The organism is Roseobacter sp. S87 (genome assembly GCF_055693285.1).
Window position 1 is genome coordinate 2,649,221 of record NZ_JBVFTR010000004.1, and the last position, 20,481, is coordinate 2,669,701.

The 20,481-nt window shown below is 58.3% G+C and carries 15 protein-coding genes and 1 tRNA gene; all 16 read right to left on the bottom strand.

Features of this window, described 5'->3' with window-relative positions; all coding sequences use genetic code 11:
- Positions 1 to 42: 42 nt before the first annotated feature.
- The 16 genes from ACZ1HA_RS13875 to ACZ1HA_RS13950 all read right to left on the bottom strand — a co-directional run bounded on the left by ACZ1HA_RS13875 (position 43) and on the right by ACZ1HA_RS13950 (position 20,188).
- Complete coding sequence (locus ACZ1HA_RS13875) at positions 43 to 1,275, bottom strand: ATP-grasp domain-containing protein (RefSeq protein ID WP_472714298.1); 1,233 nt, start codon at positions 1,273 to 1,275, stop codon at positions 43 to 45.
- A 239-nt stretch (positions 1,276 to 1,514) separates the two neighbouring features.
- The gene (tuf, locus tag ACZ1HA_RS13880) at positions 1,515 to 2,690 is read right to left on the bottom strand and encodes an elongation factor Tu (RefSeq protein WP_375229968.1); all 1,176 of its coding nucleotides are present in this window, start codon (positions 2,688 to 2,690) and stop codon (positions 1,515 to 1,517) included.
- A gap of 75 nt (positions 2,691 to 2,765) precedes the next feature.
- Positions 2,766 to 4,883, bottom strand: coding sequence for an elongation factor G (gene fusA / locus ACZ1HA_RS13885; RefSeq protein ID WP_375229977.1), 2,118 nt, complete (start codon positions 4,881 to 4,883; stop codon positions 2,766 to 2,768).
- A gap of 61 nt (positions 4,884 to 4,944) precedes the next feature.
- The gene (gene rpsG, locus ACZ1HA_RS13890) at positions 4,945 to 5,415 is read right to left on the bottom strand and encodes a 30S ribosomal protein S7 (RefSeq protein ID WP_159978195.1); all 471 of its coding nucleotides are present in this window, start codon (positions 5,413 to 5,415) and stop codon (positions 4,945 to 4,947) included.
- Positions 5,416 to 5,427: 12 nt separating this feature from the next.
- Positions 5,428 to 5,799, bottom strand: coding sequence for a 30S ribosomal protein S12 (gene rpsL, locus ACZ1HA_RS13895; RefSeq protein ID WP_011570072.1), 372 nt, complete (start codon positions 5,797 to 5,799; stop codon positions 5,428 to 5,430).
- Positions 5,800 to 6,183: 384 nt separating this feature from the next.
- On the bottom strand, positions 6,184 to 7,050 hold the full coding sequence (locus ACZ1HA_RS13900) for a DMT family transporter (protein ID WP_472714299.1): 867 nt from the start codon (positions 7,048 to 7,050) through the stop codon (positions 6,184 to 6,186).
- Positions 7,051 to 7,253: 203 nt separating this feature from the next.
- A complete protein-coding gene (rpoC, locus tag ACZ1HA_RS13905) occupies positions 7,254 to 11,501 on the bottom strand; it encodes a DNA-directed RNA polymerase subunit beta' (RefSeq protein ID WP_472714300.1) in 4,248 nt (1,415 codons plus the stop codon).
- 53 nt (positions 11,502 to 11,554) lie between these two features.
- The gene (gene rpoB / locus ACZ1HA_RS13910; protein WP_472714301.1) at positions 11,555 to 15,691 is read right to left on the bottom strand and encodes a DNA-directed RNA polymerase subunit beta; all 4,137 of its coding nucleotides are present in this window, start codon (positions 15,689 to 15,691) and stop codon (positions 11,555 to 11,557) included.
- 263 nt (positions 15,692 to 15,954) lie between these two features.
- Entirely contained in the window at positions 15,955 to 16,329 is a 375-nt protein-coding gene (rplL, locus tag ACZ1HA_RS13915; RefSeq protein WP_375229975.1) for a 50S ribosomal protein L7/L12, read from the bottom strand.
- A 73-nt stretch (positions 16,330 to 16,402) separates the two neighbouring features.
- On the bottom strand, positions 16,403 to 16,918 hold the full coding sequence (gene rplJ, locus ACZ1HA_RS13920; RefSeq protein ID WP_375229974.1) for a 50S ribosomal protein L10: 516 nt from the start codon (positions 16,916 to 16,918) through the stop codon (positions 16,403 to 16,405).
- A gap of 241 nt (positions 16,919 to 17,159) precedes the next feature.
- A complete protein-coding gene (gene rplA, locus ACZ1HA_RS13925) occupies positions 17,160 to 17,858 on the bottom strand; it encodes a 50S ribosomal protein L1 (protein WP_375229973.1) in 699 nt (232 codons plus the stop codon).
- A 1-nt stretch (position 17,859) separates the two neighbouring features.
- Positions 17,860 to 18,285, bottom strand: a complete 426-nt coding sequence (gene rplK / locus ACZ1HA_RS13930; protein WP_375229972.1) for a 50S ribosomal protein L11 — start codon at positions 18,283 to 18,285, stop codon at positions 17,860 to 17,862.
- A 124-nt stretch (positions 18,286 to 18,409) separates the two neighbouring features.
- Entirely contained in the window at positions 18,410 to 18,943 is a 534-nt protein-coding gene (gene nusG / locus ACZ1HA_RS13935; RefSeq protein WP_298845311.1) for a transcription termination/antitermination protein NusG, read from the bottom strand.
- 208 nt (positions 18,944 to 19,151) lie between these two features.
- Positions 19,152 to 19,346: a preprotein translocase subunit SecE gene (gene secE, locus ACZ1HA_RS13940; protein ID WP_375229971.1), complete on the bottom strand. Its 195-nt coding sequence runs from the start codon at positions 19,344 to 19,346 to the stop codon at positions 19,152 to 19,154.
- Between the two features lie 84 nt (positions 19,347 to 19,430).
- The gene (locus ACZ1HA_RS13945) at positions 19,431 to 19,982 is read right to left on the bottom strand and encodes a hypothetical protein (RefSeq protein ID WP_472714302.1); all 552 of its coding nucleotides are present in this window, start codon (positions 19,980 to 19,982) and stop codon (positions 19,431 to 19,433) included.
- Between the two features lie 130 nt (positions 19,983 to 20,112).
- Positions 20,113 to 20,188, bottom strand: a tRNA-Trp gene (locus ACZ1HA_RS13950).
- Positions 20,189 to 20,481: the final 293 nt, after the last annotated feature.

The following is a 20,481-nucleotide window of genomic DNA, read 5'->3' on the forward strand; positions in this document are numbered from 1 at the left end:
AAGCAGCTCTGTGCGCTCAGACCTCAGAAGCGCCCGCTGCCATCAAGCCCGGCGTCGGCTGAGAGAACGTTCCGCTTCCGGAAGGGCTTTGCGGGCCAGCATTCCCTGAAATGCCGCAAAGATTCTCTGCACATGAGCACTCTTGTAGGGAAACACTGTTTCAGGGTCCATATCATGCACAATCAGCGCGTTGTCGGCTTCGAACACCAGCAGGTTGCCCTCTTTATTCTCAGCGCAATCGATCCCGAAATAGTCAAGGCCGATGCTGGATGCGACGGCTTTAAGCGCTGTTTCGTGCTTGCGGGCAAAATCATCCGGGAAAGCGGCCATGAACTCCTCCTCTTCCTGGCGTTTGCTTTCGCTCAGGTGCATGCCGGCGTTCAGGTACCAGACGTCCCACTGATCAGCGATCGCCATGTGGCAGGGGAAGGGCTGACCATTAACAAAGATGATGCGGTATTTCCGGTGCAGGGAATCCGCGGCAGAAGAGTAGTCAATAAACTCGGAAACATTGAAGGCAGCGTCAGACTGCCTGGTCAGGTACCCGGCAAGCTCACTGCGCGACACAACCCGCTCCAGACCGGCTCCGGCGTGAGAGCCAACGGGCCGGATGAGAACCGGCCACGGCAGATCAGGGTCATGCCCCCCGGTTACCGATACTGACTGGCACAACTCTTCCAGCATTCGGCGGCTCAACCGGAGTGTTTTCGGCACTGTGACGCCCGGCGCGCCGGCGAGCTGGCGTTCCAGAAGATGCCGTTCAAGATGGATCGTCCTGTCCGGGAGGTTCACGACCGGAGCCGGTGACCTGGCAGCGATCTGGCGGACACGGGAAAAGAATTCACGCGCATCTCCGCCATCTGTCGGAGCTGCACAGAACGCGACGTCATGCGGCGGCAACGAAACCTCAGCTGATGCATCGGGATCGGGATAGAAGATAACGGTCTGGATCCTCGATCCCTCCAGCAGAAATTCGACGGGTGTGTTAGCGCCGATGTTTGCAGGAGTGGCGTAGACCAGCAGTGTCGTACCGCAGGCCGCGTCGCGGTGCGTCCGGTACATCCGGCATAATTTCAGTGCTTCATCCTGCCAGCGCAGACCGGTTTCTGCATTGCCGGACAACTGATCAATTGCGGAAAGATCCATCATGAACCCCGGCGCGGGATCCGGGCACGCCACCTGCCTGAGCAGTTCCGATCTGAGGGGGGACAGGTCGACACCTGAAAATGCGAGTTTCGTCAGCTCGGCGATGCCGATCCGTTCCTGAGGTTCCATTCTGGCTCCTGTTCATTGTCAGAGCCGAGTGAACCACCAATTGATTGTCAAAGTATGGACAGAACCGGATTTTCGCCTGCAGTCAGCAAAAAGGTTTGCTGCTTCAAATACCCCCCGCACAAAAAACGGCACCCGGGGATACCGGGTGCCGCTTGTCAGTTCTGACACGGCAGAGACCCTGCCGCGCACACAGGGTTATTCTGTGATCCTGGACACGCTTTTCTTTGCGCGTCCGTGGATCACTCCGTGATCTTGGACACAACGCCCGCGCCAACGGTGCGGCCGCCTTCGCGGATCGCAAAGCGCAGACCGTTTTCCATCGCGATCGGCGCGATCAGCTCAACGCCAAAGGAAACGTTGTCGCCCGGCATGACCATCTCGGTGCCTTCGCCCAGCTGAACCGTGCCGGTCACGTCGGTGGTCCGGAAGTAGAACTGCGGACGGTAGTTCGCGAAGAACGGCGTGTGACGGCCACCCTCTTCCTTGGTCAGGATATAGGCTTCCGCCTCAAACTTGGTGTGCGGCGTCACGGAACCCGGCTTGCACAGAACCTGACCACGCTCAACGCCGTCACGGTCGATGCCGCGCAGCAGTGCGCCGATGTTGTCGCCCGCTTCACCACGGTCCAGCAGCTTGCGGAACATCTCAACACCTGTGCAGGTGGTCTTTTTGGTGTCGCGGATACCAACGATTTCAATTTCGTCGCCCACGTTGATCACGCCACGCTCAACACGACCGGTCACAACAGTACCACGGCCGGAGATCGAGAACACGTCCTCAACCGGCATCAGGAACGGCTGGTCAACCGCACGCTCAGGCGTCGGGATGTAATCATCCACAGCTGCCATCAGCTTTTTGATCGACTCTTCACCGATCTCAGGGTTGTTGCCTTCCATCGCCGCCAGCGCGGAACCCGGGATCACCGGAATGTCGTCGCCCGGGTACTCGTAAGAGGACAGCAGCTCGCGGATTTCCATTTCCACCAGCTCCAGCAGCTCTTCGTCGTCAACCTGGTCAACCTTGTTCATGTAAACAACGATCTGCGGGATGCCGACCTGACGGCCCAGCAGGATGTGCTCGCGCGTCTGCGGCATCGGGCCGTCCGCTGCGTTCACAACCAGGATCGCGCCGTCCATCTGCGCCGCACCGGTGATCATGTTCTTCACGTAGTCCGCGTGACCCGGGCAGTCCACGTGCGCGTAGTGACGGTTCTCCGTCTCATACTCAACGTGCGCCGTCGAAATGGTGATCCCGCGGGCTTTCTCTTCGGGCGCGCCGTCAATCTGGTCGTACGCCTGGAAATCGCCGAAATACTTCGTGATCGCAGCCGTCAGCGTCGTCTTGCCGTGGTCAACGTGACCAATCGTGCCGATGTTTACGTGCGGTTTCGTCCGTTCAAACTTTGCCTTTGCCATGATGGCCTCCTTAGGTGTTCTGTTTGGCAGCATCCGCCGCCGGAATGGTTGGCTGCCCCTGGCGGGGCAGCAGGTTTATGCGAATTTTGCCTGGATCTCGTCGGAGATGTTTTGCGGCACCGGCTCGTAGTGGTCGAACTGCATGGTGAAGTTCGCCCGGCCGCTCGACATTGAACGCAGTGTGTTGATGTAGCCGAACATGTTCGCCAGCGGTACAAAAGCGTCAATGGCAATCGCGTTGCCGCGGGTGTCCTGACCCTGCACCTGACCACGACGGGATGTGAGATCGCCGATGATACCACCGGTGTACTCTTCAGGTGTGACCACCTCGACCTTCATGATCGGCTCAAGCAGTTTCGCGCCGGCTTTCTTCATGCCTTCGCGCATACCCATACGTGCTGCGATCTCGAACGCCAGGACGCTGGAGTCAACGTCGTGGAATTTACCGTCGATCAGCGCGACCTTGAAGTCGATCACGGGGAAGCCCGCCAGCGGACCGGAGTCCATCACCGACTGGATACCCTTTTCAACGCCCGGGATGTATTCTTTCGGAACAGCACCACCAACGATGCGGCTCTCGAAGGAATACCCTTCGCCCGGCTCGGTCGGCATGAGGATCATCTTGACCTCAGCGAACTGACCCGAACCACCCGACTGCTTCTTGTGCGTGTAGGTGATCTCTGCCTCTTTCGAGATCGTCTCGCGATAGGCAACCTGCGGCGCACCGATGTTCGCCTCAACCTTGAATTCACGCTTCAGACGGTCAACGAGGATGTCGAGGTGAAGTTCACCCATGCCCTTCATGATCGTCTGACCGGATTCGAGATCTGTCTCAACACGGAAGGACGGGTCTTCTGCCGCCAGACGCGCCAGACCTGTGGACATTTTCTCCTGGTCGGCTTTGGTTTTCGGCTCAACCGCGATCTCGATCACCGGATCCGGGAAGGTCATGGTTTCCAGAACGACCGGGTCGTTGACAGCACAGAGCGTGTCACCGGTTGTCGTGTCCTTCAGACCTGCCAGCGCGATAATGTCGCCCGCGAATGCTTCTGTGATTTCCTCACGGTCATTCGAGTGCATCATCATCATCCGGCCAACACGCTCTTTGCGCTCTTTGGTCGAGTTCAGCAGCGTGTCGCCCTTGTTGAGAACACCGGAGTAGATCCGTGTGAACGTCAGCGTCCCAACGAACGGGTCGTTCATGATTTTGAACGCCAGCGCGGAGAAAGCCATTTCGTCGTCCGCGCGGCGGGCGATGTCACGTGTTTCCGTTTCGTCACCGGGTTTGAAGCCCATGTAATCAACAACGTCGAGCGGGCTCGGCAGGTAGTCGATCACAGCGTTCAGCAGCGGCTGGACACCTTTGTTTTTGAACGCCGAACCACACAGAACCGGGATGAAGGCGATTTCAAGCGTGCCTTTGCGGATCAGCTTGCGCAGTGTTTCCACGTCAGGCTCGTTGCCTTCGAGGTATTCCATCATCGCATCGTCGTCCATTTCGACGGCGACTTCGATCATCTTACCGCGCCACTCTTCGGCCTGCTCTTTCAGGCTGTCACGGACAGGGCGTTTCTCCCAGGACGCACCAAGGTCTTCACCGGCCCAGACCCACTCTTCCATGGTGATCAGGTCAACCATGCCTTCGAGCTCGTTCTCAGCACCGATCGGAATCTGAATCGGACAGGGTGTTGCGCCTGTACGGTCCTGGATCATGTGAACGCAGTTGAAGAAGTCCGCACCGATCTTGTCCATCTTGTTGACGAACACGATACGCGGCACCTTGTAGCGGTCGGCCTGACGCCAGACAGTTTCTGTCTGCGGCTCAACACCGGCGTTTGCGTCCAGAACGGCAACCGCGCCGTCGAGAACGGCAAGCGAACGCTCAACTTCAATGGTGAAGTCAACGTGGCCGGGGGTGTCGATGATGTTCATGCGGTGCTTGGGAGTGTCCGCAGTGGAGCCGTCTTCGGTACGCTCCCAGAACGTGGTTGTCGCCGCAGAAGTAATCGTGATGCCACGCTCCTGCTCCTGCTCCATCCAGTCCATGGTGGCCGCACCATCGTGCACCTCACCGATGTTGTGGGATTTACCTGTGTAATACAGGATACGTTCCGAACAGGTCGTTTTGCCGGCATCAATGTGCGCCATGATGCCGAAGTTGCGGTAGCGGTCGAGCGGATAGTCGCGTGCCATGGGGCTGCTTCCTCAGGATATCTAAAAACGGATAATCGCGCCCCCGGGGGGCGCGACGTGTTTACCAGCGGTAGTGGCTGAACGCTTTGTTGGCGTCTGCCATTTTGTGGGTGTCTTCGCGCTTTTTCACCGCGGTGCCGCGGGACTGAACAGCGTCCAGAAGCTCGCCTGCGAGGCGCTCTTCCATGGTGTTCTCGTTGCGCGCGCGGGAGGCTTTTATCAGCCAGCGGATTGCCAGGGCTTCGCGACGCTCGGGGCGCACTTCGACAGGAACCTGGTATGTCGCACCACCAACCCGGCGCGAACGGACTTCGACGGAAGGTTTGATGTTGTCGAGCGCTTCGTGGAAGACTTCGACAGGGGCGCGTTTGATTTTTGTCTCAACGCGTGTGAGGGCGTTGTATACGATACGTTCTGCGACCGACTTCTTGCCGTCGATCATCAGGTTGTTCATGAATTTTGTCAGAACCAGATCGCCATATTTGGCGTCGGGCAGGACTTCGCGTTTTTCGGCTGCGTGGCGACGGGACATCTTGGTCTCTCCTTACTTCGGACGCTTCGCGCCGTATTTCGAACGACGTTGCTTACGGTCTTTGACGCCCTGTGTATCAAGCACACCGCGCAGGATGTGGTAACGCACACCAGGAAGGTCTTTGACACGGCCGCCACGGATCAGAACCACAGAGTGTTCCTGAAGGTTGTGGCTTTCGCCCGGGATGTAGCTGATGACTTCGAAGCCGTTTGTCAGGCGTACCTTGGCAACCTTCCGCATCGCCGAGTTCGGCTTTTTCGGTGTGGTTGTGTAGACACGTGTACAGACGCCACGCTTCTGCGGGCATTCCTGCAGGTGCATGGACTTCGAACGTTTGATTTTCGGCTGCCGCGGTTTGCGGATCAGCTGCTGGATCGTTGGCATTCCGGTTCTTTCCCCGTTTAGCTCATAATACGTGCACAGGGACGACCCCATGCGGGTTTCAGTTTCGACAGATCACGCGTCCATGACCCGGGCTTGCGCAGAAAGCGCGTTTATTTCTCGCCGCATATCCATACGACAACAAAAAAACCGCTTCCGTTTCCGTACCGGGGAAAACGACGCGGCGAGGCTACAGAGGATCGGGTCAGCATTAGACCGGATCGTGACCACTGCATTTTGATTTCAGAGAACAGAGCGACCCCTGTCTCCGGGATGCCGCGCGTATAAAAGGAGTCGGATCAGGTGTCAACAGGGCGTGCTGCCCTCTGATACCGGGTCAAAAGTATGTGGAACGGCAGGCGTTCTCTCCTGCCCGGCCGCATTGTTTCAGCCGCGCATCAGGCTGCGTTCGCGGTAGAGTGTGAAGAGGCCGGTTGCAACGATGATTGCCGCACCAGCCAGTGTCATCCCGGACGGCCAGTCGCCGAAGACAACCCACCCCAGCAGAAGCGCCCAGATCAGACCGGTGTATCGGAATGGTGCAATAAACGACACATCCCCGGCCCGCATGACCTGCACCGAGAAGAAATACCCCCCCACAATGAACACCGACGATCCCCCCAGCAGCCAGGCCAGTGTTGGCGTCACAGGGGCCCATTCAGTGGTCAGCGAGGCGAGACCCGATGCCACCAGAACCGTGACGGAGGCGGACAGCGTGACCAGCAAAGACGGCACATCACCGGACAACCTCCGCGTCGACAGATCCCTGACCGTCACGCAAAGCACTGCAATCAATGCGTAAACCGACCACAGCGTAAACCCATCGCTGCCAGGGCGTACGATCATCAGCATGCCGGCGAACCCGATGACAATTGCCAGCATCCGGCGCCAGCCGACGGCTTCGCGGAAAAACAGAGCTGACCCCAGCGTCACGGTCAGCGGCAGGATCTGCAGAATAGCCGTCACATTAGCCAGCGGCATATTAAGCAGCGCAGAGATAAAGAAATAGGCGGCACCCACCTCGGACAGGGACCTGACAGCGATCATCATGCGGTCCATCGGAGCGACCGGGCCACGCAAGGCTCCCCGCGCCCGGGCCATCAGAAAGATCAGCAGGCTGGCCAGAATGCCCCGCAGGAACAGCAGCTGAAACAGAGGCAACGCGCCATCCGTCATCTTGATTAGCGCATCGTTGAACGTAAAACAGGCCATTGAGGCCATCATCAGAAGTGCACCGATGAGATTGGGTGACACGGTCAGCGCATCCTCATGCCATGGAGGACGGGGCCGGAACCGTTGATCCGGACGGAAGCCCGCATCAAGCCCGCTATATTTATTCGCACCGTCATGACCTGCCTTCGTTCCTGCACTGCGCGTACAAAACACCGCACACCGCCCAAAGAAAAGCCCCCGCAGGATATTCCCGCGGGGGCTTTCCGTTTTCATTTTATGCGATCTCAGTCGCGGCTGTCTTCATCCGCCGGAATGATCGTGTCGAACACATCGCCGCCCACCATGTCGTCTTCCATCACCGGTGCTGCAAGCGCTGCTGCAGCTTCGGCTTCTTCACGACGGGCTTCGATGACAACATTGTCACGGTCCTGAGCCACACGGCGGACTTTCATGGTCGCGCCACCGGTACCGGCCGGGATCAGGCGGCCCACGATGACGTTTTCTTTGAGACCAACAAGCTTGTCCTTCTTACCCTGCACGGAGGCTTCGGTAAGAACGCGGGTGGTCTCCTGGAAGGACGCCGCCGAGATGAAGCTGCGTGTCTGCAGCGACGCCTTGGTGATGCCAAGCAGGATCGGTTCGCCCTGAGCGGGACGGCCGCCTTTCGACAGGGCCTTTTCGTTGGCCTGATCGAACTCCTGCTTGTCCACGTGTTCGCCCTTGAGCAGCGTGGTGTCTCCGCTGTCCTGGATTTCCCACTTCTGCAGCATCTGACGCACGATGACTTCGATGTGCTTGTCGTTGATCTTCACACCCTGCAGGCGATAGACGTCCTGAACCTCGTCGATCATGTAGTCCGCCAGCGCCTCGACACCCATAATGGCCAGGATGTCGTGCGGTGCCGGATTACCGTCCATGATGTAGTCACCCTTCTGGACAAAATCACCTTCCGCAACCGGGATGTGTTTGCCCTTGGGCACCATGTACTCGACCTTGTGATCCGGATCCTCGGAGCTTTCGATCGCGATACGACGCTTGTTCTTGTAGTCCTTGCCGTAGCGGACATAGCCGTCGATTTCCGCGATGATGGCGTGATCTTTGGGACGACGTGCCTCAAATAGCTCGGCCACACGCGGCAGACCACCGGTGATGTCCTTGGTTTTGGCACCCTCACGCGGGATACGCGCGACAACGTCACCGGCCTGCACTTCGGCACCGTCCTCAACGGACAGAACCGCGTCCACAGACATCGGATAGGTTACAGGGTTGCCCGCATCGTTGCGCACGGGCTCGCCGTCACCATCCACCAGGATGATTTCGGGCTTGAGCTCGTTGCCCTTCGGTGCCGCACGCCAGTCGATCACGATCTTCTGGGTCATCCCTGTCGCGTCATCGGTCTCGTCCCGTACAGCGATACCGCTGACAAGGTCAACGAACTTCGATGTACCGGATTTCTCCGCGATGATCGGCAGCGTGTAGGGATCCCACTCAAAGAGCTTGTCGCCCCGTGCAATGTCCTGGCCATCCTTCACAAAGAGCTTGGAGCCATAGCCGACCTTGTGGCTGGCACGTTCCTCGCCGTTCTCATCCTGAATGATGAGCTTCATGTTGCGGCCCATGACCATGGTCTCGCCGGCAGTGTTCTCAAGCGTCTGCGCGTTCTCGAACACGACTTTGCCGTCATGGCTTGCCTCAAGGAAGGACTGCTGACCACCCTGCGCAACACCGCCGATGTGGAAGGTCCGCATGGTCAGCTGTGTACCAGGCTCACCGATGGACTGTGCCGCGATGATACCGACAGCCTCACCGGTGTTCACCATCGTACCGCGCGCCAGGTCACGGCCGTAGCACATGGCACAGACGCCCTCTTCGGCCTCACAGGTCAGCGGGCTGCGGATACGTGCAGATGCCACACCGGCCTCTTCGATTGCGTCCGCCATCCGTTCATCCACCAGCGTACCGGCAGCAACCATCACCTCATCCGAACCCGGACGCATGATGTCCTCGGCCACAACGCGGCCCAGAATGCGCTCGGAGAGCGAGGCTACAACCTCACCATCGTTGACCGCTGCAACGGCGGTGATCGATGTCTCCGTGCCGCAGTCGTTCATACGCACGATGCAGTCCTGCGCAACGTCAACCAGACGGCGTGTCAGGTAACCGGAGTTCGCTGTTTTCAGAGCGGTATCCGACAGACCTTTACGGGCGCCGTGGGTGGAGTTGAAGTACTCAAGAACGGTCAGACCTTCCTTGAAGTTCGAGATGATCGGTGTCTCGATGATGTCGCCGTTCGGCTTGGCCATCAGGCCGCGCATCCCGCCGAGCTGTTTCATCTGGGTAACCGACCCACGGGCACCGGAGTGCGCCATCATGTAGACTGAGTTCGGTTCCTGTTCGGCACCGGCCTCGTCCCGCTGGCTGGCGGAGATCGAGCCCATCATCGCGTCGGTTACCTTGTCGTTACACTTCGACCAGGCATCGACAACCTTGTTGTACTTTTCGCCCTGAGTGATCAGGCCGTCCATGTACTGCTGTTCGAAATCCTTCACCTGCTCGCGCGTCTCTTCGACGATCGGCCATTTGGTGTCAGGGATCAGCATGTCGTCCTTGCCGAAGGAAATCCCGGCTTTGAACGCTTCACGGAAACCCATGGTCATGATCTGGTCACAGAAGATGACGGATTCCTTCTGACCGCAGTAACGGTAGACGGTGTCGATGACCTGCTGCACTTCTTTCTTGCGCAGCAGACGGTTCACCAGCTCGAACGGCGCCTTGGCGTTCAGCGGCAGCAGAGCGCCGAGACGGATACGGCCCGGTGTGGTCTCAAACCGCTTCATCACTTCCATGCCGTTCTCGTCGATCTGCATGATCCGCGCTGTGATTTTGGAGTGCAAGTGCACCATACCGGCATCAAGGGCGTGCTGTACCTCTTCGACAGAGCCAAAGACCATGCCTTCGCCCGGCATGCCCTCACGCTCAAGGGTCGTATAGTAGAGACCAAGGATCATATCCTGCGACGGCACGATGATCGGCGCACCGTTTGCAGGCGACAGAACGTTGTTCGTGGACATCATCAGAACACGCGCTTCCAGCTGCGCCTCAAGGCTCAGCGGGACGTGCACGGCCATCTGGTCACCGTCGAAGTCGGCGTTAAACGCAGAACATACGAGCGGGTGCAGCTGGATCGCCTTACCTTCGATCAGAACCGGCTCAAACGCCTGAATGCCAAGACGGTGCAGCGTCGGCGCACGGTTCAGCATCACCGGGTGTTCGCGGATCACCTCATCGAGGATGTCCCAGACTTCCGGGCGCTCCTTCTCAACCAGCTTCTTGGCCTGCTTGACCGTCGAGGACAGCCCCTTGGCCTCCAGCCGCGAGTAGATGAACGGCTTGAAGAGTTCGAGCGCCATCTTCTTGGGCAGACCACACTGGTGCAGCTTCAGCTCCGGACCGGTCACAATAACCGAACGGCCCGAGAAGTCGACGCGTTTACCCAGAAGGTTCTGACGGAAACGACCCTGCTTGCCTTTCAGCATGTCAGACAGCGATTTCAGCGGGCGCTTGTTGGCGCCTGTAATCACGCGACCACGGCGGCCATTGTCGAACAGCGCGTCCACAGATTCCTGCAGCATCCGCTTTTCGTTCCGCACGATGATGTCAGGCGCACGCAGTTCGATCAGACGCTTCAGACGGTTATTCCGGTTAATCACCCGACGATAGAGATCGTTCAGATCGGACGTCGCGAAACGACCACCATCGAGCGGCACCAGCGGGCGCAGTTCCGGCGGGATCACGGGGATCACGGTCAGAACCATCCACTCCGGACGGTTGCCGGATTCCAGGAAGCTCTCAACCACCTTCAGGCGCTTGATGATCTTCTTGGGCTTCAGCTCGCCTGTGGCTTCTTTGAGCTCTTCGCGGAGCTGGTCCGCTTCGGCTTCGAGATCGATGGCAGCCAGCATTTCGCGGATCGCTTCGGCGCCAATGTTAGCGGTAAACGCGTCCATGCCGTATGCGTCCTGCGCATCCATGTACTCTTCTTCGGTCATCATCTGACCGTACTGAAGATCCGTCAGGCCGGGTTCGATCACCACGTAGTTCTCGAAGTACAGAACCCGCTCCAGATCGCGCAGCGTCATGTCCAGCATCAGACCGATGCGGGACGGCAGCGATTTCAGGAACCAGATGTGCGCGACGGGAGAGGCCAGCTCGATGTGGCCCATGCGCTCGCGGCGGACCTTCTGCAGCGTGACTTCCACACCGCATTTCTCGCAGACAACGCCGCGATACTTCATGCGTTTGTACTTGCCGCAAAGGCATTCGTAGTCCTTGATCGGACCAAAGATACGCGCACAGAAGAGACCATCACGCTCGGGCTTGAATGTCCGGTAGTTGATGGTCTCGGGCTTTTTGATCTCCCCGAAGGACCAGCTAAGGATTCGCTCGGGCGAGGCCAGAGACACCTTGATTTCGTCAAACACCTTGGGCGGCGTGAGCGGGTTAAACGGGTTGTTTGTCAGTTCCTGGTTCATTTTCAAATCCTTGAAAGGGGTGCGTTGGGAGTGAAGTGACGGGGATCAGCCCGTCACTCATCTTCCTCCGCATCCAGGAGTTCCATGTTGAGGCCGAGACCCCGGACTTCTTTGACGAGAACGTTGAACGATTCCGGTACACCGGCCTCGAAATTGTCCTCGCCCTTGACGATGCTTTCATAGACTTTCGTCCGTCCGGCTACGTCGTCCGACTTCACGGTCAGCATTTCCTGCAGGGTGTAGGCGGCGCCGTAAGCTTCCAGAGCCCAGACCTCCATCTCCCCGAAGCGCTGGCCACCGAACTGCGCTTTACCGCCCAGCGGCTGCTGGGTGACGAGGCTGTACGGCCCGGTCGAGCGCGCGTGGATTTTGTCATCCACCAAGTGGTGCAGTTTCAGCAGGTACTTGACGCCAACGGTCACAGGCCGCGCGAACTGCTCGCCTGTGCGGCCATCAAAGAGGATCGACTGACCGCTCTCGTTAAAGCCGGCACGCTTGAGTGCATCGTTCACGTCGCCTTCTTTTGCACCGTCAAAGACCGGCGTTGCAATCGGCACACCGCGTGTAACATTGCCCGCCGCCTCGATCAGCGTCTCTTCGTCCATGCCCGCGATACCCTCGTCATAGACGTTTTCGCCGTAGGCGTGGTGCAGCGCATCACGCACTGGCGTCAGGTCGCCGGACCGACGGTATTCCTGCAGCGCCTCGTCCACGTTGATGCCGAGACCGCGCGCGGCCCAGCCCATGTGTGTCTCGAGGATCTGACCGACGTTCATACGCGACGGCACGCCCAGCGGGTTCAGACAGAAATCAACCGGTGTACCATCCGCAAGGAAGGGCATGTCTTCCATGGGAACCACTTTGGAGATCACCCCTTTGTTCCCGTGACGACCGGCCATCTTGTCGCCCGGCTGCAGCTTGCGCTTCACCGCGACAAAGACCTTGACCATCTTCATGACGCCCGGGGGCAGATCGTCGCCACGACGGACTTTCTCGACCTTGTCCTCAAAGCGCGCATCAAGAGCACGTTTCTGGATCTCGTACTGCTCGTTCAGGGCTTCAACCACCTGAGCGTCAGCCTCGTCCTTGAGCGCCAGCTGCCACCACTGACCGCGGGTCAGCATTTCGAGCAGATCCTCGGTGATCTCGGAGTTCGCGGGCACACCCTTCGGGCCTTTGACAGCGACTTTGCCGAGGATCATCGACTTCAGACGCGCGTAGATGTTGCGGTCAAGGATCGCGAGTTCGTCGTCCCGGTCGCGGGCCAGACGTTCGACTTCCTCACGCTCGATCTGCAGCGCACGTTCGTCTTTTTCCACACCGTGGCGGTTAAAGACCCGTACTTCCACAACCGTACCGAAGTCGCCTGGTTTCACACGCAGCGAGGTGTCGCGCACATCGGAGGCTTTCTCACCGAAGATGGCACGCAGAAGTTTTTCTTCCGGTGTCATCGGGCTCTCGCCCTTCGGAGTGATTTTACCCACGAGGATATCGCCCGGCTCGACGTCTGCGCCGATATAAACGATGCCCGCTTCGTCGAGGTTGCGCAGGGCTTCCTCGCCAACGTTCGGGATGTCGCGGGTGATCTCTTCCGGCCCGAGCTTGGTGTCACGGGCAGCGACTTCGAATTCCTCGATGTGGATCGAGGTGAAGACGTCGTCACGGGCAATCCGCTCAGAAATCAGGATCGAGTCCTCATAGTTGTAGCCGTTCCAGGGCATGAAGGCGACGACGACGTTCTTGCCGAGCGCCAGTTCCCCCATATCCGTTGACGGACCATCTGCGACCACCTGACCTTTGGAAACCCGGTCACCCACTTTGACCAGCGGACGCTGGTTGATGCAGGTGTTCTGGTTCGACCGCTGGAACTTGCGCATGCGGTAGATGTCCACGCCCGCGTCGCCCAGCTCCAGATCTTCGGTGGCCCGGATCACGATACGGCTGGCATCGACCTGGTCGATGACACCGGCACGTTTCGCCATGATGGCAGCACCGGAATCCCTTGCGACCACTTCTTCGATACCGGTGCCGACAAGCGGCGCCTCGGCCTGCAGGAGCGGCACAGCCTGACGTTGCATGTTCGAGCCCATAAGAGCGCGGTTCGCGTCGTCGTTTTCGAGGAACGGGATCAGTGATGCCGCTACCGAAACCAACTGCTTGGGCGAAACGTCGATCAGGTCCACACTTTCGGACGGCGCAAGCGTGTAGTCCCCGGACTGGCGCGTCGACACCAGCTCGTTCACGAACTTCATGTTTTCATCGAGGTTCGCGTTCGCCTGAGCCACCGTGTGGCGCATTTCCTCGGTTGCGGACATGTAGTGGACTTCGTCCGTCACCTGACCGTTTTCAACCTTGCGGTAGGGCGTTTCAATGAAACCGTATTTGTTCACTCGTGCGAAGGTCGCCAGCGAGTTGATCAGACCGATGTTCGGGCCTTCCGGCGTTTCAATCGGACACATCCGGCCATAGTGCGTGGGGTGTACGTCGCGGACCTCAAAGCCTGCGCGCTCGCGGGTCAGACCACCCGGCCCAAGCGCCGACAGACGACGTTTGTGCGTCACTTCGGAAAGCGGGTTGGTCTGGTCCATGAACTGCGACAACTGGCTGGAGCCAAAGAACTCGCGCACGGCTGCTGCCGCCGGTTTGGCGTTGATCAGATCCTGCGGCATCACCGTGTCGATCTCGACCGACGACATCCGTTCTTTGATTGCACGCTCCATGCGCAGCAGGCCAACGCGGTACTGGTTTTCCATCAGTTCGCCAACCGAACGCACCCGGCGGTTCCCGAGGTGGTCGATGTCGTCGATATCACCACGACCGTCGCGCAGATCCACCAGCGCCTTGATGCAGGCCACGATGTCTTCGCGGCGCAGGGTGCGCTGCGTGTCTTCGGCGTCAAGCGCCAGACGCATGTTCATTTTCACGCGGCCAACCGCCGACAGGTCATAACGCTCGCTGTCAAAGAACAGCGTGTCAAAAAGCGCAGAAGCGGCTTCGACGGTGGGCGGTTCGCCCGGGCGCATGACGCGGTAGATATCCATGAGCGCGGTGTCGCGGTTCATGTTCTTGTCCTGCGCCATGGTGTTGCGCATGTAGGGACCAACGTTAACGTTGTCGATGTCGAGGACCGGAATCTCGGTGATACCCGCGTCGACCAACTCCTTGGCTGTGCCGCCAATGAGTGTGCCGTCCTTGTCGTATTCGAGCGTCAGTTCGTCACCGGCCTCAACGTAGATTGCACCGTTTTCTTCGTTGATGATGTCTTTGGCGACAAATTTGCCGGCAATGTGATCATAGGGCAGCAACAGTTCAGTGACTGTGCCTTCGTCGATCAGTTTCTTGACCGCGCGCGGCGTGACCTTCTTGCCTTTTTCAAACAGGACTTCGCCGGACGCCGCATCTACTAGATCGTATGTCGGGCGGGTCCCGCGCACACGATCAGGGAAGAACGGGGCGACCCAGCCTTTGTTCTTCTCGAGACGGTAGGTGACTGTTTTGTAGTAGGCATCCATGATGCCTTCCTGATCGAGCCCCAGCGCATAAAGCAGCGTCGTGACCGGCAGCTTCCGGCGACGGTCGATGCGTGCAAAGACGATGTCTTTGGCGTCGAACTCAAAGTCCAGCCAGGAGCCGCGGTACGGGATGATCCGGCAGGCGAAAAGCAGCTTGCCCGAGGAATGGGTTTTGCCTTTGTCGTGGTCAAAGAACACGCCCGGCGAGCGGTGCATCTGGGAAACGATCACACGCTCAGTACCGTTCACAACGAAGGTGCCGTTAGGCGTCATCAGGGGCATATCGCCCATGAATACGTCCTGTTCCTTGATATCCTTGACGGACTTCGCACCTGTGTCTTCGTCCACATCAAACACAATGAGACGCAGCGTCACCTTCAGCGGCGCGCTGTAGGTCATGTCACGCTGCTGACATTCCTCAACATCGTATTTCGGCTTCTCGAGATCGTACTTGACGTACTCAAGCGTCGCCGTTTCGTTGAAGTCCTTAATCGGGAAAACAGAATCGAAAACGCTGGCAATGCCTTCGTCGATGCTGGGTGTTTCCCCGTCGCCGGAGTTCAGGAAAAGGTCATAGGAAGATTTCTGCACCTCGATGAGGTTCGGCATATCCAGAACTTCACGGATTTTGCCATAATATTTACGAAGACGTTTCTGGCCAAGGAACGATTGCGCCATGTCTGCTGTCACCTTTCAGTGTTCTCACCGGTCGGAGCTGCCGTCGGGCCACGGCTCTCCGCCCATACGAGAAGATACGTTTCGGTCCATTCTGGCTGCCGTCCCACCGGCAACCTCCCGACCATTGAACCGCATCCGGGAAAAAGCCTTCTTCGAAAGGCCCTTGCCAGGACGGGTTGAGCCGGACCCGGAAAACTCCGGGTCCAGCTCATTTTTCTGGCGGGGTATTCAGACGGAAATCGTCTGCTCCCCTGAAAACCGGATCAGGCCAGTTCGACCTCGGCGCCAGCTGCTTCCAGCTTGCCCTTGATCTCTTCTGCTTCTGCCTTGTCGCAGCCTTCTTTGATCTTGCCGCCGGCTTCGACCAGGTCTTTGGCTTCTTTGAGGCCCAGACCGGTGATGCCGCGAACTTCTTTGATCACGTTGATTTTCGATGCGCCTGCGTTTTTCAGGACAACGTCGAATTCCGACTTTTCTTCCTCTGCGCCACCAGCGTCGCCGGCAGGACCAGCCATCATCACTGCGCCGCCTGCTGCGGGCTCGATGCCGTACTCGTCCTTGAGGATTGTTTTCAGTTCTTGTGCTTCAAGCAGGGTCAGACCAACGATCTCTTCTGCCAGTTTTTTCAGATCAGCCATGTTCAGCTCTTTCCGTTAACGATATGTGTGTTCCAACGTCGCGTTTTCAACCCGACGCCGGTTTGACGATGCCTTATGCAGCCGCCTTGTCCTCAATGGTGGACAGGATGGATGCGATGTTGCTTGCAGGTGCGCCAATGGCCCCGGCGATGTTCGATGCAGGTGCGCCCAGCATGCCAGCGATGGTAGCAATAAGCTCCTCGCGAGACGGCATTTTGGACACGGCTTCGACACCGGCGACGTCCAGTGTGTTCTCACCCATTGCACCGCCGAGGATGACGAACTTGTCGTTTCCTTTGGCGAAGTCCTGAGCAACCTTGGCCGCGGCCACAGGATCCTCAGAATAGGTCAGAACGGTCATACCCGTCAGAAGGTCAGCGATGCTTGCGCATGGCTTGCCCTCAAGGGCGATCTTGGCGAGCCTGTTTTTGGCAACACGCACAGACCCACCCGCTTCGCGTGCTTTGGCGCGCAGGTCCTGCATTTCAGCAACTGTCAGACCGGCGTAGTGGCTAACCACAACGACGCCAGAGCTTTCAAAGATCTGGCCGAGCTCTTCGACCAGCTGTTCTTTTTGTGCTCTATCCACAGTTTCACTCCAGTATTGGGCAGGTTCCCCTGCCCGGCTCAGTTCAGGGTGCGATGGTCTGCACCCGTTTCGGGTCCAATTCAGGGTCCCGAGACCAAAACCGCCCGAAGGCCGGAATTTTCTCGTTTCCCATCTCAGGAAGGAATTATGCGGGGCGCGAACCCCGGACCCTCCGTCTCGGACAGAAGCAGGACCAGTATATCGGCCCTGCCTATCTGGCGGGTCACCCCGCCAAATCTGGTTACTCAGTTACGGCGTTATCGACCGAAACGGAGACGCCGGGGCCCATTGTGGAGCTCAGCGCGATTTTTTTCATGTAAGCACCCTTGGCACCTGTCGGCTTGGCCCGGGACACCGCGCTCACAAACGCACGGATGTTCTCGACCAGCTTGGCTTCATCAAAGGACAGTTTGCCAACACCGGCGTGCACAACGCCGCCTTTTTCAGCCTTGAACTGAACCTCACCGCCTTTGGCTGCCTTGACGGCGGCCTCAACGTCCATGGTCACAGTGCCAACCTTGGGGTTCGGCATCAGGTTACGGGGGCCGAGCACTTTACCCAGACGGCCAACGATCGGCATCATGTCCGGGGTTGCGATGCAGCGGTCAAATTCGATTTTGCCGCCCTGAACAGTTTCCATCAGGTCTTCGGCACCAACGATGTCTGCACCTGCAGCCTGAGCTTCTTCAGCTTTCGGGCCGCGTGCAAAAACAGCAACGCGAACAGATTTGCCTGTGCCATTGGGCAGACCGACCACACCACGGACCATCTGGTCCGCGTGACGCGGGTCAACGCCGAGGTTCATCGCAATTTCGACAGTCTCATCGAATTTCACATTCGAATTGCCTTTGATCAGCGCGACAGCCTCTTCAACAGTCACATTCTCTTTGCCTGCAAAGGCTTCACGTGCTGCGCGGGTTCTTTTACCGAGTTTCGCCATTTTACTTCACCTCGATGCCCATAGAGCGGGCGGAGCCCAGGATGATCTGCATCGCGGCTTCAACAGAATTCGCGTTCAGATCTTTCATTTTCGCTTCTGCGATCTCACGGACCTGCTTGGATGTCACAGTGCCCACAGTCTCGCGGCTGGGGTTGTTTGCACCGGATTTCACCTTGGCAGCCTTCTTAAGATAATAGGACGCGGGCGGCGTCTTGATATCCATCGTGAAGGATTTGTCCTGGTAATACTGGATCACGGTCGGGCAAGGAGCGCCGGGCTCCATGTCTGCAGTCTTGGCATTGAATGCCTTGCAGAATTCCATGATGTTGATGCCGCGCTGACCCAGCGCGGGGCCCACGGGCGGGGACGGATTTGCCTGCCCCGCAGGCACCTGCAGCTTCATGCTGCCAACGAGTTTCTTGGCCATTGGCCTTCTCCTTTTACAACCCCATGCCGGCGCGCCGGTCCGGGTTTATCGGCGGGCAACCCGCCAGTGTTGTCGTGGTCCGGTCCGGATGCCGCGGCACCCTCGCCTCCCACGCTTTGACACGTCAGGTCTGTTTGTTGACCTGTGTGTATTCCAGTTCGACCGGGGTTTCCCGGCCAAAAATCGAAACCGACACCTTCAGGCGCTGGTTTTCGTCATCCACTTCCTCGATCATGCCGTCAAAGTCTTCAAACGGACCGTCGGCAACCTTGACCTTCTCACCCACTTCAAAGTGGATGAGCGTGCGCGGCGCTTCTTCGCCTTCCTGCACGCGGTTGAGGATGGCATTCACCTCAGCATCACGCATTGGCATCGGACGCCCCTGCGGACCAAGAAAGCCTGTGACACGGTTGATCGAGTTGATCAGGTGGTAGCCTTTGTCAGACATCTCCATATGCACCAGAACATAGCCGGGCATAAAACGACGCTCGGCCGTCACCTTCTTGCCGCGCCGTACTTCGATCACTTCTTCGGTCGGCACCAGCACTTCGTCGATCTGGTCCTCAAGGCCCTGTTCGGCCACGGATGTACGGATTTGCTCTGCGATCTTCTTTTCGAAGTTCGACAGGACACTGACCGAATACCACCGTTTTGCCATCTGATCCCTGATCCCTGTCTGCTTTCCAACGCCGGCGACGTCGTAAATTCCACTTCTTTTCAGGCACTTACGCCCGACCGCCAGAACAAAAAATCGGCGCGCAACACGAATCGCCGCACGCCCTGTTTCTGGTCAGGGTTGCGGCATACTCCGCAGAGCCCAATGTTTCAAGAGGTTTCCGGTGATTTTTGACGCCTGCCGTTCAGCCTCAGCCGAACATCGTCAGCACCGCCTGCAGCCCGCCCCGGATAATAATATCCACGGTTGCGAAAAACACCGCAAAGAGCGCCGACAGGATAAACACCATCACAGTTGTCAGCATCACCTCGCGGCGGGTGGGCCACACGACCTTCGACACTTCGGCACGTGTCTGCTGAATAAACTGGAACGGGTTCATGGCCATGGATCACCTGAATGCTTGCTGTGCCCGTCGCACATAGCCAGAGCCATAGGGGATTTCAAGTATGTTTCGCCCGGGATCTGGCTGCTACAGCCTGCTCAGTCTGTCCGTCAGGACAGCATCATGGCGTTCTGTGGCAGCCGCGATCCCGCGTACATCCGGCAGGCGCAGGCGCTGCGCCAGGCTTTCGGGCAAAAGGCCCGTCAGCCGGTTCCATCTCCGTGCTGCCATCCAAAGGCGGACACGCAGCACCCGACCGGTATCAGGCGCCCATCGGCACAGGATCGCAAAACATCCCAGCGCGCGCGCCCAGAATGCTTCATGCCCCATACCAAAATAGGCGAGAAGCAAGCTGGCCAGGATGAAAAGTCCAATGCCTGCAACCAGCCCCGGCTGCAGCAGCACCAAAAGCACAGCGGCCGTCAGAAGGACAGATCTCCTGTCGGGTCTGTAGCTCCGGACCGCGCTGATCAATCGACCGGCGACGGACGAAAACTGCGTTTCACTGTGTTTCAGCGCGGCATCTGTCGTCTCAATGTCAGACGCGGTTTCCTGCTCTGCCGAGAGCAGATCGCGCACCGCAACAATGTCAGGATCTGTTTCTCCGGTGCCACTATCTGCATTGACGTCCGCCGACATGCGCAAATCCTCATATCGCCCCCAAATACAGGGTCAGACACATATCGGGCAAAAGAAGGGCGCCAGGATGGCCGGAAAACGTCAACGGCTCCTGCCGGAGCGGTGATATTCATCGCGATGTCGCTGGAGGTGGCAGGGGCTGAGGGACTCGAACCCACGACCCTCGGTTTTGGAGACCGATGCTCTACCAACTGAGCTAAACCCCTGTACCGCGGAGTGGCCTATTAGGATTCCATCCCTTGTTCAAGAGGGATCGCGCAGGCGGTTAAGAAAAAGCGTAGTCAGCAGCCATAACGTCCGCGGCGCTGGCGGACGTTCCGGGCTTTCATTTTACGTCCTGCGAAAAAATTTCTGCCTGTGTGAACTGCATTACGGAATCGGTTCCGGCGCCGGTGCACAGTGTTGTCATACCGGACGTAACACACCGGTTGAGACTGAAAACCTTAAAGTTCGCTAATGAGTAAACTGGTTCATTTTTCACAAACGGATAAGGGAAATG

Excerpts from the sequence above, each read along its gene's own strand:
- ACZ1HA_RS13875 (WP_472714298.1), bottom strand. The coding sequence starts at position 1,275 with ATGGAACCTCAGGAACGGATCGGCATCGCCGAGCTGACGAAACTCGCA.
- tuf (WP_375229968.1), bottom strand. The coding sequence starts at position 2,690 with ATGGCAAAGGCAAAGTTTGAACGGACGAAACCGCACGTAAACATCGGC.
- fusA (WP_375229977.1), bottom strand. The coding sequence starts at position 4,883 with ATGGCACGCGACTATCCGCTCGACCGCTACCGCAACTTCGGCATCATG.
- rpsG (WP_159978195.1), bottom strand. The coding sequence starts at position 5,415 with ATGTCCCGTCGCCACGCAGCCGAAAAACGCGAAGTCCTGCCCGACGCC.
- rpsL (WP_011570072.1), bottom strand. The coding sequence starts at position 5,799 with ATGCCAACGATCCAGCAGCTGATCCGCAAACCGCGGCAGCCGAAAATC.
- rpoC (WP_472714300.1), bottom strand. The coding sequence starts at position 11,501 with ATGAACCAGGAACTGACAAACAACCCGTTTAACCCGCTCACGCCGCCC.
- rpoB (WP_472714301.1), bottom strand. The coding sequence starts at position 15,691 with ATGGCGCAATCGTTCCTTGGCCAGAAACGTCTTCGTAAATATTATGGC.
- rplL (WP_375229975.1), bottom strand. The coding sequence starts at position 16,329 with ATGGCTGATCTGAAAAAACTGGCAGAAGAGATCGTTGGTCTGACCCTG.
- rplA (WP_375229973.1), bottom strand. The coding sequence starts at position 17,858 with ATGGCGAAACTCGGTAAAAGAACCCGCGCAGCACGTGAAGCCTTTGCA.
- rplK (WP_375229972.1), bottom strand. The coding sequence starts at position 18,285 with ATGGCCAAGAAACTCGTTGGCAGCATGAAGCTGCAGGTGCCTGCGGGG.
- nusG (WP_298845311.1), bottom strand. The coding sequence starts at position 18,943 with ATGGCAAAACGGTGGTATTCGGTCAGTGTCCTGTCGAACTTCGAAAAG.
- secE (WP_375229971.1), bottom strand. The coding sequence starts at position 19,346 with ATGGCCATGAACCCGTTCCAGTTTATTCAGCAGACACGTGCCGAAGTG.
- ACZ1HA_RS13945 (WP_472714302.1), bottom strand. The coding sequence starts at position 19,982 with ATGTCGGCGGACGTCAATGCAGATAGTGGCACCGGAGAAACAGATCCT.